The 15289-nt window shown below is 66.5% G+C and carries 14 protein-coding genes; 4 read left to right on the top strand and 10 right to left on the bottom strand.

All coding sequences use genetic code 11. From position 1 onward, the window contains the following. The first annotated feature begins 5 nt into the window (after positions 1–5). Positions 6–1130 (top strand): NAD(P)/FAD-dependent oxidoreductase, encoded by a 1125-nt coding sequence (locus CLU95_RS28000; RefSeq protein WP_099796609.1) that lies wholly within the window; start codon positions 6–8, stop codon positions 1128–1130. Positions 1131–1191: 61 nt separating this feature from the next. Here CLU95_RS28000 and CLU95_RS27995 read toward each other — a convergent pair whose 3' ends face one another. From CLU95_RS27995 to urtA, 8 genes are all read right to left on the bottom strand, one after another. Continuing rightward, positions 1192–1542 carry an alpha/beta hydrolase gene (locus CLU95_RS27995; protein ID WP_099796608.1) on the bottom strand — a complete coding sequence of 117 codons (351 nt, stop codon included), beginning with the start codon at positions 1540–1542 and terminating at the stop codon, positions 1192–1194. Between the two features lie 231 nt (positions 1543–1773). After that, positions 1774–2118, bottom strand: a complete 345-nt coding sequence (locus CLU95_RS27990) for a zinc ribbon domain-containing protein (protein WP_062478321.1) — start codon at positions 2116–2118, stop codon at positions 1774–1776. A gap of 19 nt (positions 2119–2137) precedes the next feature. Further along, positions 2138–3370 carry a formamidase gene (gene fmdA / locus CLU95_RS27985; RefSeq protein ID WP_099796607.1) on the bottom strand — a complete coding sequence of 411 codons (1233 nt, stop codon included), beginning with the start codon at positions 3368–3370 and terminating at the stop codon, positions 2138–2140. A 24-nt stretch (positions 3371–3394) separates the two neighbouring features. Continuing rightward, positions 3395–4084 carry an urea ABC transporter ATP-binding subunit UrtE gene (urtE, locus tag CLU95_RS27980; RefSeq protein WP_099797509.1) on the bottom strand — a complete coding sequence of 230 codons (690 nt, stop codon included), beginning with the start codon at positions 4082–4084 and terminating at the stop codon, positions 3395–3397. A 186-nt stretch (positions 4085–4270) separates the two neighbouring features. After that, positions 4271–5014 carry an urea ABC transporter ATP-binding protein UrtD gene (urtD, locus tag CLU95_RS27975; RefSeq protein ID WP_099796606.1) on the bottom strand — a complete coding sequence of 248 codons (744 nt, stop codon included), beginning with the start codon at positions 5012–5014 and terminating at the stop codon, positions 4271–4273. A gap of 22 nt (positions 5015–5036) precedes the next feature. Then, positions 5037–6233, bottom strand: coding sequence for an urea ABC transporter permease subunit UrtC (urtC, locus tag CLU95_RS27970; RefSeq protein WP_099796605.1), 1197 nt, complete (start codon positions 6231–6233; stop codon positions 5037–5039). 31 nt (positions 6234–6264) lie between these two features. Further along, entirely contained in the window at positions 6265–7179 is a 915-nt protein-coding gene (gene urtB, locus CLU95_RS27965; protein WP_099796604.1) for an urea ABC transporter permease subunit UrtB, read from the bottom strand. A gap of 77 nt (positions 7180–7256) precedes the next feature. After that, entirely contained in the window at positions 7257–8525 is a 1269-nt protein-coding gene (urtA, locus tag CLU95_RS27960) for an urea ABC transporter substrate-binding protein (protein ID WP_056582156.1), read from the bottom strand. 245 nt (positions 8526–8770) lie between these two features. Here urtA and CLU95_RS27955 point away from each other — a divergent pair, with 245 nt between their 5' ends. From CLU95_RS27955 to CLU95_RS27945, 3 genes are all read left to right on the top strand, one after another. Next, positions 8771–12166: a hybrid sensor histidine kinase/response regulator gene (locus CLU95_RS27955; protein WP_099797508.1), complete on the top strand. Its 3396-nt coding sequence runs from the start codon at positions 8771–8773 to the stop codon at positions 12164–12166. After that, complete coding sequence (locus tag CLU95_RS27950; protein WP_099796603.1) at positions 12138–13037, top strand: response regulator transcription factor; 900 nt, start codon at positions 12138–12140, stop codon at positions 13035–13037. The genes CLU95_RS27955 and CLU95_RS27950 overlap by 29 nt, the downstream gene beginning before the upstream one ends. Before the next feature lie 90 nt (positions 13038–13127). After that, positions 13128–13898 carry a TIGR04325 family methyltransferase gene (locus CLU95_RS27945; protein ID WP_099796602.1) on the top strand — a complete coding sequence of 257 codons (771 nt, stop codon included), beginning with the start codon at positions 13128–13130 and terminating at the stop codon, positions 13896–13898. 29 nt (positions 13899–13927) lie between these two features. Here the strand turns inward: CLU95_RS27945 and CLU95_RS27940 are convergent, their stop codons facing one another. Continuing rightward, positions 13928–14842 carry an amino acid ABC transporter substrate-binding protein gene (locus CLU95_RS27940; RefSeq protein WP_099796601.1) on the bottom strand — a complete coding sequence of 305 codons (915 nt, stop codon included), beginning with the start codon at positions 14840–14842 and terminating at the stop codon, positions 13928–13930. Between the two features lie 10 nt (positions 14843–14852). Then, the gene (locus tag CLU95_RS27935; RefSeq protein ID WP_099796600.1) at positions 14853–15284 is read right to left on the bottom strand and encodes a VOC family protein; all 432 of its coding nucleotides are present in this window, start codon (positions 15282–15284) and stop codon (positions 14853–14855) included. Positions 15285–15289: the final 5 nt, after the last annotated feature.

Here is a 15289-nt window from a genome sequence, read left to right as displayed (position 1 = left end):
GCCGCATGGACCGGATCGACTGCGTCGTGATCGGCGCCGGCGTGGTGGGCCTGGCCATCGCGCGATCGCTCGCGATGGCCGGGCGCGAGGTCGTGATCCTCGAAGCCGAGCACGCCATCGGCACGCACACCAGCGCGCGCAATTCGGAGGTGATCCACGCGGGCATCTCGTACGCACCCGGCTCGCTCAAGGGCCGGCTGTGCGTGGCGGGCAAGGCCGCGCTGTACGCCTACTGCGCCGAACGCGGCATCGGCCACCAGCGCATCGGCAAGCTCATCGTGGCGGTGCAGGACGCGGAGCTGCCCGAGCTCGACAAGTACATCGCGCTCGGCGCGGCCCACGGCGTGACCGACCTGCGCCTCCTCGGCGCCGCCGAAGCGCGCGACATGGAGCCCGAGGTGGCCTGCGTCGGCGCGCTGCATTCGCCCTCGACGAGCATCGTCGACAGCCACGCGCTGATGCTGTCGTACCTGGGCGACGCGGAACGTGCGGGTGCCTCGCTGGCGCTGCAAAGCCGCGTGCAGGCCGTGAGGCCTACGGTGGACGGCCTCGTGGTCGAGGTGGGCGGCGCGGAAGCAACGAGCGTGCTGTGCAACACGGTGGTGAACGCGGCCGGACTCGGCGCGCAGGAAATCGCCGCACGCGTGGAAGGCATGCCCGCAGACAAGGTGCCGCCGCTGTACTACGCGATCGGCCACTATTTCTCGCTCGCGCGCAAATCGCCCTTCCGTCACCTCGTGTACCCGACCGGGCGCGAAGGCGCCTTGCGCGCCCACGTGACGCTCGACCTCGGCGGCCAATGCAAGTTCGGGCCCGACCTGAGCTGGCGCGACGGCATCGACTACAGCTTCGACGCCTCACGCGAAGCGGCCTTCTACCAGTCGGTGCGCCGCTATTACCCCGCCTTGCAGGACGGTGAGTTGCAGCCGGGCTATACCGGCATCCGCCCACGATTGGCGGGCCCGGGCTCGTCGATGCACAACACGGCGACGGATTTCGTGATCCAGACGTCTCGGGACCACGGCATCGCGGGGCTGGTCAACCTGTTCGGCATCGAGTCGCCGGGGCTGACAGCGTCGCTCGCGCTGGGCGCGCACGTCGCAGACTTGGTCGCGAAGATGCAGGCATGAAAAAACGGGCCCGAGGGCCCGTTCGTTCTTGTCAGCCCCCGAAGGGACTGCGGTCGACCAATTACAGGCCAGCCTGGCGCGTGAACGACACGCTGGGCTTCTTGTACGCAGCCGGCACTTCGTCGCGGTAGAACGCGCGGCGGTCGAGGCTGGCGAGCGGGTCGTGGGCCTTGGCGACGGCTTCAGCGCGGACCGACGAGCGGTCGGCGGTCGAGGTGAAGGTCTGTGCGCCGGCGGTGGCGCCGTCGCTGTACTCGTTGCCGGCACGGGCGGCAGCCACGGCTTGCGACGCGACTTCCGAACGCGAGAGCGTCGAGTTCACGGTGTGCACGCCGTCATAGGTTTCAGCGTGGGCACCGGCAGCAGCCAGGAGCGAGAGGGCAACGGCGGCGAGGGTCTTCGAGGCATTCATTTCAATCTCCTTCAGGTGGTGTGTCGATGGAATGAAGTTTGAACCTGAAGCGCCCAAAAAAACGGCAGCAAAAGGAATCGCGGCGTTCACGGGATTGAAACAATCGCGCGCCGCTCGCGCATGCGATGCGGTGGCCGGAACCCTGCCCTCCAGAGGGAACACGCGAGAAAGTTCTCGTCACCGGCATTCCTTGCATGCGCTCAGCGCATGCAAGGAATGCACACCGAAGCCTCAGTGCGAGATCATCCAGGGCCGCCGCGACGGGGCCGATTTCGCACCGTTCGGCGCGGTCTGCGTGGCACTGCGTCGCGACGATCCCGAGCAGCAGCCGCAGCCCGAGGGATGCCGCAGCCGCGCATAGTCGCGCGAGCTCGACGGCTCGTGCCGCGCGCGTTCGTTGGTGGCCATCGCGTGGCGCGTGTCGGCAGCCATCAGCGCCAGGCGCGGCGCGGCGGTGAACACGCGCGGCGAGGCCGTGCCGCAATCGGGGCATGCGGCGGGCTCGTCGCGCTGGCCCGAAGGCCGCAGCGATTCGAAGCCACCGCACTGCCCGCAGGCGTAGTCGTAGGTCGGCATGCGTGGGGCCTTCTCTTCTTCAGCGCAGGTCGTGCGACAGCGGCATGTCGATGCTGCCGTCGATGAACTTCACCGGCCCCGAGGCGTTCGGGTTGATGTCGAAGTCGAAGATGCCCGTGGGCAGCCACAGCGTGGCGCACGAGTTGGGCACGTCGACCACGCCACTGATGTGGCCCTGCACGGGCGCGGTGCCCAAAATCGAATAGGCCTGCGCGCCCGAGTAGCCGAACTTCTTCAGGTACTCGATGGCGTTCAGGCACGCCTGGCGGTAGGCCACGTTCACGTCCAGGTAGTGCTGCTTGCCGCTCTCGTCGACCGAGATGCCTTCGAAGATCAGGTAGTCGTTGTACTGCGGCGTGATCGGGCTGGGCTTGAAGATCGGGTTCTTGATGCCGTACTTGGCCATGCCGCCCTTGATGAGCGTGACCTTCATGTGCACCCAGCCGGCCATCTCGATGGCGCCGCAGAAGGTGATCTCGCCGTCGCCCTGACTGAAATGCAGGTCGCCCACGCTGAGGCCCGCGCCCTCGACGTACACGGGGAAGAACACCTTCGAACCGCGCGACAGATCCTTGATGTCGCAGTTGCCACCATGCTCGCGTGGCGGCACGGTGCGGGCACCTTCGGCCGCGGCCTTAGCGCGTGCTTCACCGGTCATCTTGCCCATGTGGGCGGTGCCGGCGAACGGCGGGTTCGCGAGGCCGGGCACGCGGTCCGGGTCGGTGGCGATGAGCTTGCCTTCGCGCTCGTTCCACATATCGAGCATGGGCTTGTCGGGCAGGCAGCCGATCAGGCCCGGATGGATCAACCCCGCGAAGTTGACGCCCGGAATGTGGCGCGAACTCGTGAACATGCCCTTGAAGTCCCAGATCGATTTCTGCGCTTCGGGAAAGTGATCGGTCAGAAAGCCGCCGCCGTTCTTCTTCGAGAAGAAGCCGTTGAAGCCCCAGAGGCTGTCCTGCTTGGCGCCGATATCGAGCAGGTCGACCACCAGCAGGTCACCGGGCTCGGCGCCCTTCACGCCCACCGGGCCCGAGAGGTAGTGCACGGTGCTCAGGTCGATGTCGCGCACGTCGTCGGCGCTGTCGTTGTTCTTGATGAAGCCGCCGGTCCAGTCGAAGGTCTCGAGGATGAAGTCGTCACCCGGGTTGACCCAGCAGGCCATCGGAATGTCCGGGTGCCAGCGGTTGTGGATGTTCTCGTTCTCGGTGGGCGATTGGGTCAGGTCGACCTTGATCAGCGTGTCCGTCATGTGCAGTGGCTCCTGGGGTTGTGGTTAGACAGAGAGATAGGCTTTGATGTGTTCCACATCGGTCTTGTCGCGCGCGGTCTCGTGCACGAGCCGGCCGCCTTCGATCACGAAGAGCCGGTCGGCCACGTCCATCGCGAAGCTCAGCACCTGTTCGGACACGACGATGGTGATGCCGCGCAGCTTGCGGATCTCGTTGAGCGCCTTGGCGATGTCCTTGATGATCGAAGGCTGGATGCCCTCGGTGGGCTCGTCGAGCAGCAGCACCTTGGGGTCGGTGACGAGCGCGCGCGCAATCGCAAGCTGCTGCTGCTGGCCGCCTGAGAGGTTGCCGCCCTTGCGGCTTTTCATGTCCCACAGCACGGGGAACAACGCGTAGATTTCTTCGGGAATGCGCCGGGTCTTCGAGTTCTCCAGACCGGTCTGGATGTTCTCTTCCACGGTCAGCGTCGGGAAGATCATCCGGCCCTGCGGCACGTAGGCGATGCCCTTGGCCACGCGCCTGAAGCTCTCGTCGCGCGACACGTCCTGCCCCGCCACCTCGATGCGGCCGCTCTTCAGCGGCAGGATGCCCATGAGGCTCTTGAACAGCGTGGTCTTGCCCATGCCGTTGCGGCCCATGATGGCGATGGTTTCGTTCGCATGGCCTTCGAACGAGAGGCCGTGCAAGGCCTCGCTCTGGCCGTAGGCGACGTGCAGGTCTTCGACCTTCAGCATGACGGTGCTCATTTCAAAGGCTCCAGCGCGGGGTTGATCTGTCTTGCTCCCTCTCCCGCTTGCGGGAGAGGGCTGGGGTGAGGGCTTTGGGCGGTGGAAAAGGTCTGGCTGTGACGAAGGCCCGCGACCCTCACCCTAGCCCTCTCCCGCAAGCGGGAGAGGGGACAACACAAGCTCGGCTTCACCCTAGTGCCCCAGATAGACATCGATGACTTTCGGATCGGCCTGCACCTTCTCCATCGGCCCTTCGGCCAGGATCTTTCCCTGGTGCATCACCGTGACCTTGTGCGCAATCTGCTTCACGAAGGCCATGTCGTGCTCGATGACGATCACGGCGCGGTTCTGGCAGATGCGCTTGAGCAGATCGGCCGTGAGTTCGCGTTCGCGCGCGCTCATGCCCGCAATGGGTTCGTCGAGCATCAGCAGCTCGGGCTCCTGCATCAGCAGCATGCCGATTTCGAGCCATTGCTTCTGGCCGTGGCTCAGGAGGCCCGCTTCGGTGCGCAGCTTGTCGGCCAGGCCGATGTCTTCGGCCACGGCCTGCACCTTCGACTTGACCTCGTCGTCGCACTTGAACGCCAGCGCGCCGAACACCGATCGGCCTTTCGGAAACGACACCTCCAGGTTCTGGAACACGCTGAGGTTCTCGTAGATCGACGGCGTCTGGAACTTGCGGCCGATGCCCAGCCGCACGCGCTTGTGCTCGGCCATCTTCGTGAGCTCGGTGTTCTTGAACTTGATGCTGCCGGCGCTGGCGCGCGTCTTGCCGCAGATCAGGTCGAGCAGCGTGGTCTTGCCGGCGCCGTTGGGGCCGATGATCACGCGCAGCTCGCTCTTGTCGATGTACAGCGTCAGGTCGTCGATGGCCTTGAAGCCGTCGAAGGAGACGGTGAGGTCTTCCACGGCGAGCGCGAAGTCGGTGTTGCTCATGGGGTGGGGGCTCCGGGTTCGATCAGGCGCGCTGGCGGCCGATGCCTTCGGGCAAGGCGGGCTCGGCCTGCGGCGCGGCGACAGGGGAAGGGGCCGACACGGCGGCGGGCGGCGGCTTCACCGCGGCGTCGCGCAGGGCCTGGCGGCGCGAGGCCCACCAGGGCTTGATCGTGTCTTCCCACAGGCCCGCCAGGCCCATCGGGAAAGCCATGGTCACGCCGATGAAAAGCGCGGCCATCAAAAAGAGCCACAGGTCAGGGAAGCTTTCGGAGAACAGCGTCTTGCCCGCATTCACCAGCAGCGCGCCATACACCGCGCCCACCAGGCTCATGCGGCCACCGACGGCGCAGAAGATCACCATCTCGATCGAGGGCACGATGCCCACGAAGCTCGGCGACATGAAGCCCACCTGCAGCGCGAACATCGCACCGCCGATGCCCGAGAGCCCGGCCGCCAGGCAGAAGGTGAAGACCTTGAAGTTCGACACGTCGTAGCCCGAGAAGCGCACGCGGTCTTCCTTGTCGCGCATGGCGAGCAGCAGCGTGCCCAGCTTGCTGGTCTGCACCCAGCGGCACAGCAGGATGCTCAGCACCAGCAAGCCCACGCAGACGTAGTAGAGGATGTACTTGGCGCTGTCGGTGCGCGTGTCCCAACCCAGCATGGTCTTCAGGTCGGTCATGCCGTTCACGCCGCCCGTATACCCCTGCTGGCCGATGATGAGCACGGTGCAGATGAGCGCCACCGCCTGCGTGATGATCGCGAAGTACACGCCGCCCACGCGGCGCTTGAACATCGCAAAGCTCACGAGCCAGGCCAGCGCCATCGGTGCGAGCACCACCAGCGCGAGGCTCAGCGGCAGGCTCTTGAACGGCAGCCACAGCGCGGGCAGCTCGGTGATCTGGTTCCAGTCCATGAAGTCCGGGATGCCGGGCGTCGACTGGATCTTGGTCGTGATGGGGTCCGACGCTTCGAGCTTGAGGAACATCGCCATCGCATAGCCGCCGATGCCGAAGAACACGCCCTGCCCCAGGCTCAGCACGCCGCCGTAGCCCCACACCATGACGAGCCCCACGGCCACGAAGGCGTAGGTAAGGTACTTGCCCACGAGGTTGAGGCGAAAGATGTCGAGCGACAGCGGCAGCACCACCGCGAGCAGCAGCACCAGCAGCAGGAGGCTGCCGAGCTGGTAGCGCTGGATCGAGGCCTTGATGAAATTCATCGGAACGTTCTCCAGGAAGAAATCGGGTTCATCAGCGGCGGACCTTGACGGCGAACAATCCCTGCGGTCGCATCATCAAGATGAGAACAATCAGCGACAGCGTCAGCACCTTGGCCATCGAGCCGGTCATGAAGAACTCCGAGATCGACTGCGTCTGCGCAATGCCGAAGGCCGAGACCACGGTACCCAGCAGGCTGGCCGCGCCGCCGAAGGTGACGACCAGGAAGGCGTCGACGATGTACAGCGAGCCCGAGGTCGGCCCGGTCGAGCCGATGGTGGTGAAGGCCGCGCCCGCCACGCCGGCAATGCCGCAGCCGATGGCAAACGTGAGGCGGTCGGTCTTCTGGGTGTCGATGCCGGTGGCGTTGGCCATCGTGCGGTTGGCCACGGTGGCGCGCACCCGCAGGCCCCAGCGGCTCTTGTGCAACGCGATGAGCACGCCGCCCGTGGCCAGCGCGGTGAGCGCCAGCACGAACAGGCCGTTGATCGGAATGTCGAGGCCTTCGTGCGGCGTCCACGAACCCATGAGCCACTCGGGCAACGTGGGGCTCACTTCCTTCGGGCCGATGAAGGTGCGAAAAACCTGCTGCAGGCCCAGGCTCACGCCCCAGGTGGCGAGCAGCGTGTCGAGCGGTCGCTTGTACAGGTGGCGGATCAGCGCCCATTCCACAAGCCAGCCCGCGATGAAGGCGAACACGAAGGCCAGCCCGATGGCGATCGGAAAGTAGTACGGCATGAACGAGGGCACCATGCGCTCGGTCACCTGCGCGGCCAGGAAGATCGAGTAGGCGCCGATGGTCATGAACTCGCCATGCGCCATGTTGATCACGCCCATCTGCCCGAAGATGATCGCGAGCCCGAGGCCCATGAGCAGCAGCACCGCGAAGAGGCTCAGCCCCGCGAAGCCCTGCATCAGGCCGATGTTCATCATGTCCGACAAAGTCATGGCGGAAGTTCCGGAGAGTTGGATTTGCTCCCTCTCCCGCACGCGGGAGAGGGTTGGGGTGAGGGCCTACGGCCGGTTTACTGGTAGCCCTTCGGGAACGGATCAGGCTTGATCAGCTCGGCCGATTCAGCGACCACCTTGAAGGAGCCATCCAGCTGCCCCTGCCCGATGCGCGCCTTGCTCCACAGATGGTGGTTCGCATCCAGCTTCACGTAGCCTTCAGGCGCCGTCTTCAGCTCGATGCCCGGCGAACCGGCCACGACCTTGTCGATGTCGAAGCTGCCCGCCTTCTCCACCGCGGCCTTCCACAGCCATGGGCCGAGGTAGCCCGCCTGCGTCACGTCGCCGATCACCGCGTCCTTGCCGTACTTGGCCTTGAAGGCCGCCACGAACTTCTTGTTGTTCTCGTTGTCCAGCGACTGGAAGTACTTCATCGACGAGTAGAAGCCCGCGAAGTTCTCGCCGCCCACGCCGGTCATTTCGTCTTCGGTCACGGCCAGCGTCAGCAGGAACTGCTTGTCGCCGGTGATGCCCGCGGCCTTGAGCTGCTTGTAGAACGCCACGTTCGAGCCGCCCACCACCGCCGCAAAAATGCAGTCGGGCTTGGCGACCTTGATCTTGTTGATCAGCGAGTTGAAGTTGGTGTGACCCAGCGGGTAGTACTCCTCGCCCTTGACCGAGCCCTTCTGGAAATTCTCGATGTGCTTGCGCGCGATCTTCATCGAGGTGCGCGGCCAGATGTAGTCGGAGCCGACCAGGAAGAAGGTCTTCGCCTTCTTCTCCTTCGCGCCCCAGTCCAGGCCCCAGATGATCTGCTGCGTGGCCTCCTGGCCCGTGTAGATCACGTTCTTGCTCTGCTCCAGGCCTTCGTAGAAGGTCGGGTAGTACAGCAGGCCGTTTTCCTTCTCGAACACCGGCAGCACGGCCTTGCGCGAGGCGCTGGTCCAGCAGCCGAACACGGCGGCGACCTTGTCGTTGACCAACAGCTTCTTCGACTTCTCGGCGAAGGTGGGCCAGTCGGAGGCGCCGTCTTCCTTGATGACCTTGATCTTGCGACCCAGGATGCCGCCCATGGCGTTGATCTGGTCGATGGCCAGTTGCTCGGCCTGGATGGAGCCGGTCTCCGAGATGGCCATGGTGCCGGTGGACGAATGCAGCTGGCCCACCGTGACTTCGGTGTCGGTCACCGCGAGCTTGGTGGTGTTGACCTTGGCCGTGGGGAACTGCCCCTGGCCGAAGCTCAGGCCGCTCAGGCCCATCACGGGCAGCGCGGCGGCGCCCTGCAGCAGGCGGCGGCGGCGCAGTGCCATGGCATCGAGAGAGGAAGGATCGGAATCACGCGACATCAGGAACTCCAGGCAGGTGGTTGAAAAGAAGATCCGCGCACCATCGCAGTGCATCGGACGGTGCCGCTAGCACCATGGCTGGTACTTTAGAAATCACTTGCCTCTGCGCGAATACGTCATTCAACGTAGCGGCGGTGCCCCGCCCCACCCGCAGACTCCCGAGCCAGACAACGCAGGAGACAGCAGGGAGCGCTTCTTGCTGTACCTGCCGCATGCCACCGTTGCCGCCGCCGCGAGAACCCGCCATGACATCCGTCTCCGGACAGAAGATCTTTCGCATCCGCCGCGACTACAACGCCTGGGTCGCGAACGAAACGCTGGAGGACTACGCGCTGCGCTACACGCCGCGCAGCTTTCGCAAGTGGTCGGAGTTCCGCGTGGCCAACGCGGCCTTCGGCGCCACCTCGTTCCTGGCGCTGGAGGCCATCGGCGGCGCGATCGCGCTGAGCTACGGTTTCTCGAACGCGCTGTGGGCGATCCTGGTGGTGGGGCTCATCACCTTCCTCACGGGCCTGCCCATCTCGTACTACGCCGCACGGCACGGCGTCGACATGGACCTGCTCACGCGCGGCGCGGGCTTCGGCTACCTGGGCTCCACGCTCACCTCGCTGATCTACGCGAGCTTCACCTTCATCTTCTTCGCGCTCGAGGCGGCCATCCTCGCGCTGGCGCTGCAGATGTACCTGGACTGGCCGCTGTGGCTGCTGTACCTGGTGTCGTCGATCGTGATCATTCCGCTGGTGGCACGCGGCATCACGCTGATTTCGGGGCTGCAGCTGTGGACGCAGCCGATCTGGATCGTGCTGTTCGTCTGCCCCTTCATCGCGGTGATGGTGAAGAAGCCCGAGCTGTATGCCGACTTCACCGGCCTGGTGGGCCGCACGTCGGACAGCAGCGGCTTCGATCCGCTGATGTTCGGTGCGGCGGCCACGGTGGCCTTCTCGCTCGTGGTGCAGATCGGCGAGCAGGTCGACTACCTGCGCTTTCTGCCCGAGAAGACCGCCGCCAACCGTGGGCGCTGGTGGACGGCCGTGCTGGTTGCGGGCCCGGGCTGGATCGTGCCGGGCATGCTGAAGATGATGGGCGGCGCGTTCCTCGCGTTCCTGGCGCTGCAGCACGAGATTCCAGCGAACCATGCGATCGAGCCCACGCAGATGTACCTCACGGGTTTTTCGTACGTGCTGCGCGACCCGGCGTGGGTGCTGGGCATCACGGTGCTGTTCGTCGTGGTCTCGCAGATGAAGATCAACCTGACCAACGCCTATGCGGGCTCGCTGGCGTGGTCGAACTTCTTTGCGCGGCTCACGCACAGCCACCCGGGGCGCGTGGTGTGGCTGGTGTTCAACGTGGCCATCGCGATCTTGCTGATGGCGCTGGGCGTGTTCGCGGCGCTGGAGCACGTGCTGGGCTTCTACAGCAACATCGCCATCGCCTGGGTCGGCGCGCTGGTGGCCGACCTGGTCATCAACAAGCCGCTGGGCTGGAGCCCGAAGACCATCGAGTTCAAGCGCGCGCACCTGTACGACATCAACCCCGTGGGCCTGGTCGCGATGCTGGTGGCGGCGGCGCTGGCGATGCTGGCCTACTCGGGCGCGCTCGGCCAGTGGGCGCGGGCCTTCTCGCCCTTCATCGCGCTCGCCACGGCGATGCTCGTGTCGCCGCTGCTGGCGTGGAAGACGCGCGGGCGCTACTACCTGGCGCGCACCGACATCGACCGCTGGACGCCGGGCCAGAGCGTGAAATGCTCGGTGTGCGACAACAGCTTCGAGTCGGAAGACATGGCCCACTGCCCGGCCTACAGCGCGCCGATCTGCTCGCTGTGCTGCACGCTCGAATCGCGCTGCCACGACCGCTGCAAGACCGACTCGCGCGCCGCCGAGCAGATGAGCGGCTGGCTGCAGGCGCTGCTGCCGCCTGCCCTGTCGGCACGGCTGAACTTCCGCGTCGCGCACTACCTGCTGGTCGCCACTTCGCTGATCGCGCTGCTCGCCACGGTGGTGGGCGTGGTCTACGCGCAGGAGGCCATCGCCGGCACCATCGATTCGGCGATGGCGACAGCATTCCTGAAAGTGTTCGCGCTGCTCTCGGTGATCGCCGCCGTGGCCGCATGGTGGGTGGTGCTGGGCAGCGAGAGCCGCCAGATGGCACAAGAGGAATCGAACCGCCACAACAACCTGCTCGCGCTCGAAATCGAAGCGCACCGCCGCACCGACGCCGCACTGCAGACCGCCAAGGAAGCCGCCGAAGCCGCGAACCAGGCCAAGACGCGCTACGTGGCCGGCATGACGCACGAATTGCGCACGCCGCTCAACAGCATCCTGGGCTACTCGCAGATCCTGCTCAAGGGTGGCGATGCGGCCCTGCCGCCGCGCGAGGCGGTGCAGACCATCCACCGCAGCGGCGAGCACATGCTGGGCCTCATCGACGGCCTGCTCGACCTCGCGCGCATCGAGGCCGGCCGGCTGCAGCTGGAGCCCTCGCCACTGGCGCTGCCGGCCTTTCTCGACCAGGTGGTGCAGATGGTGCGACCGCAGGCCGAGGCCAAGGGCCTGGCCTTTGTCTACACGCATGCGGGCCGGCTGCCGCCGTGGGTGCATGCCGACGTGAAGTGGCTGCGGCAGATCCTCATCAACCTGCTGACCAACGCCGTGCGCTTCACCGACAGCGGCACTGTCACGCTGCATGTGGACGCGCGGCGCGAGGTGCTGCGCTTCGACGTGGTCGACACCGGCATCGGCGTGGCGCCGCAAGACCGCCAGCGCATCTTCCTGCCTTTCGAGCGCGGCGCTGCGGGCCGCCGGCGCGGCGAGCCGGGCACGGGGCTGGGCCTGACCATCACCGGGCTGCTCACCTCGCTCATGGGCGGCGAGCTCAAGCTGGCGTCGACCTCGTCGGCGGGCAGCACCTTCAGCGTGCGCGTGTACCTGCGTGAGGTGGCCGATCCCGGCCCGCAGGCGGGCTCTCGCGAGCCGGTGTCGGGCTACCTGGGCGAGCGCCGCACGCTGCTGGTGGTGGACGACCAGCCGGTGCAGCGCCAGATGCTCGCCGGCATGCTCGCGCCGCTGGGCTTCACGGTGCGCGAGGCGGCCAGCGGCACCGAGTGCCTGGACAGCCTGCGCGAAGAGCTGCCCTCGGCCATCCTGCTCGACCTGACGATGGACGACATGGACGGCTGGCAGACCGCGCGCTCGGTGCGGGCCTCGGGCTTCGCCGAGCTGCCGATCATCATCGTCTCGGCCAACATGTTCGAGAACCAGGCCGACCGGCTGCGCGCCGCGGGCTGTCAGGCCTTCGTGGGCAAGCCGGTGATCGAGTCGGAACTCATCGCCACGCTGGAGCGGCACCTGGGCCTCGAATGGCTGGCCATCGGCGACGCCCTGCCGCCGCCGGCCGACCCCGACGCGACGCCGCAGCGCCCGCCCCTGCTCGCACTCAGCGAAGACGACCGCGCCGACCTGATGCGCCTGGTGCAGATGGGCCACGTGCGCGGCCTGCACACCGCGCTCGACCGGCTGGCCGCGGCCTCGCCCGCCGCGGCCGCCACCTGCACCTGGCTGCGCGGCATGGTCACGCGCTTCGAACTCGACACGCTCCGCAACGCACTGGCAGAAGATGCAGACACCCCCCTCGCCTCCTACTGAATCCATGTCCGAACGCCCCGTCGTGCTGGTGGTCGACGACGCCCCCAGCAGCCTGGGCATGCTGTGCGACACGCTCGAGGCCAGCGGCTACACCGTGCTGGTGGCGGCCGACGGCGAGTCGGCCCTGCAGCGGCTCGAACTCGTGGTGCCCGACGCGATATTGCTCGACGGCCTCATGCCCGGCCTCTCGGGCTTCGAGACCTGCCGGCGCATCAAGGCCAACCCGGCGCTCGCGCACATCCCGGTGCTGTTCATGACCGGCCTGTCGGAAACCGCGCACGTCGTCGAGGGCTTCGAGTGCGGCGGCGTCGACTACGTGGTGAAGCCGATCCGCGCGCAGGAGGTGTTGGCGCGCCTGCACACCCACACGCGCAACGCCCGCATCACGCGCATGGCGCGCGACGCGGTCGACGTGGCGGGCATGGGCGTCGTGTTCGTCGACACGCGCGGGCGCATCGCCTGGCGCTCGCCGCAGGCCGCGCTGTGGCTGCATGCGCTCGAAGACCCGGTGGCGCCGGGCCGCCTGCCCGCCTCGGTAGAACCTGCGCTGGCGCCGGGCGCGTCGATCGCCATCGGCACCGCCACGGCCATGCGCCTGTCGGTGCGCAACCTGGGTGCGGCGGCGCTCGGCGAGACCATGCTGCTGTTCGCCATCCAGCGCGAAGGCCCGGCCGCACGCCTGGCCGACGCGGCCCTCACGCCGCGCGAGACCGAGGTGCTGTCGTGGCTCGCCAAGGGCAAGACCAACCGCGACATCGGCGAGATTTTGGGCACCAGCCCGCGCACGGTGAACAAGCACCTGGAGCACATCTTCGAGAAGCTGGGCGTGGAGACGCGGGCGGCGGCGGCGGCACTGGCGAGCGGTATGTAACCTCCATGGGGTAACCGCCCCAACGGCGCCGGGCTATCGCCCTCGAAAGCCCCGGATGCGCTCAGAATGGGCATGCCACCGGAGACAGAGATGCTTTCAAGCCTGCTGGCCTTCCCGCCCCGCGAAAGCGCCTACAAGCGCAAGTTCCTGAACAACACGGACGAGAACCTCTTCATGGGGTCGTTCGAGAGCTTCGAGGCGGCCGAGGCCGGCGCACCGCCCACCAAGGCCGTCGGCTATGCCAATGCCGACGCGGGCGAGCTTTACAGCCCTCAGATCTATTTCTACGACTATCCCGGCCTCTTCTGGCTGGGCCGCTCCATCGATGCGGGCCTGACGCGCGTGTTCGACCTGGGCGGGCATGTCGGCATCAAGTACTACGCCTTCCGCCGCGTGCTGACCTACCCCGACACCCTGCGCTGGACGGTGTGCGACGTGCCCGGCGTGGTCGAGAGCGGCCGCGCGATGGCGGTCAAGCGCGAGGCGACTGCGCAACTGAGCTTCACCACCGACTACTGCGATGCGAGCGGCTGCGACGTGCTGTATGTCTCGGGCAGCCTGCAGTACCTGCCGACACGCATGGACGCGATTCTTTCCTCGCTGGCCGTGAAGCCCCGGCGCATCGTCATGAACACCACGGCCGTGCACCCCGAGCGCACGATCTACACGCTCAACAGCATCGGCGTGGCCGTGTGCGCCTACCGCATCCAGCATCACGACGAGCTGCTCGCCGACCTGGCACGCTCCGGCTACCGAAAGCGGGATGTGTGGCGCAACGAGGGCAAGCCGATCGAGGTGCCCTTCGTCGATGGCGGGGACAAGCCTTACTACGCGGGCTGCTGCTTCGACCTGATCGTCTGATTCGACCTCGTCGCCTTGCGGGTGCCGCCCTATCGCACCTCGTAGTCTTCCATCGGCTTGTCGCTGGGGTGGGCCCAGGCGGCCTTGGTCAGGGCGCTGGCCGGCAGCCCCACCTTCGCGCCGTGCGGCGCAATGGGCTGCATGAACCACTTGTCGTAGATCCGCGCAGCGTCCCCGCTCCTTACCAACGCCAGGACGCTTTGATCGACCAGCTTCTTGAACGCGGCATCCCCCTTGGGAATCATGATCGCGATCGGCTCGACGCTGAGCACCTGGTCGAGCAACCTGTATTGCGCCGGCGCCTTGCTCTTTGAAATCAAGGTCGCAAGGATCTGGCCGTCGGCGACGAAGCCCTCTGCGCGGCCCGATTCGAGCAGCAGGAAGCCTTCGCTGTTGTCCTTGGCGTACACCTCCGCGATCTCAGGGGCGTTGTCGCGCTTGAGTTTTCTCAGCAGCTGGACGGAGGTGCTCCCCGTGGTCACGGCCACTGCCTTGCCGGCAAGCTGGGCCGCAGAAGCAACGCCGGATGTCGCCTTGACGGCGATGCGAACCCCTTCGACATAGAGCGTCGGGGCGAACGCGACGTCTTTCTGGCGCGCCGCATTGTTGGTCGTGGTGCCGCACTCGATGTCGACCGTTCCGTTCTGCACGAGCGGCATGCGGTTCTGCGGGGTGACGAGCTGGTACTTCACATGGATCTTGCCGATCTGCAACGCCTTCCCGATGTCGGCAATGACACGTTCGCAAACCTCGACGTGAAAGCCCGTGTAGCTGCCGGGCCCCAGGGTGAAGGACATGGCGCCCGAGGCGTCGCGCACGCCCATGGTGATGGCGCCGGACTCCCTGATCTTCTTCAGCACGTCGGTTTGGGCGGATGCACGCCCGGCGCACAGCAGGAGCGCGGCGGCCGTTGCGGCCGCCAGAAGGCATTGGGGGGTTTTCACGTCGGCGCTTTCAGACGGCGAACAGCGAATCCAGATCCGCAAAAGACTTCAGCTCGATGGCGTTGCCCGACGGGTCGAGAAAGAACATCGTCGCCTGTTCGCCGGGCTCGCCCTTGAACCGGATGTAGGGATCGATCACGAATTGCGTCTGGCGTGCGATGAGCTTGTCGGCCATTGCCTGCCACAGGTCCATCGGCAGCACGGCGCCGAAATGGCGCACGGGCACGTCGTGGCCGTCCACGGCGCTGTTCGTCTTGTGGCCGCATTCGTCGGGTGCCAGGTGCGCCACGATCTGGTGGCCGTGGAAGTTGAAGTCGACCCACTCGGCCGAGCTGCGGCCTTCGGGACATTCGAGCAACTCGCCGTAGAAGGCGCGTGCCTCGGCGATGTCGCGCACGGGAAAGGCCAGGTGGAACGGGATGCGTGCAGTGGGCGTGTTCATGGGGT

The sequence above is a fragment of the Variovorax sp. 54 genome, from assembly GCF_002754375.1.
GTDB lineage: Bacteria > Pseudomonadota > Gammaproteobacteria > Burkholderiales > Burkholderiaceae_C > Variovorax.
Note: the sequence above shows the minus strand (reverse complement) of the source record. Positions and strands in the feature narration are given on the sequence as shown.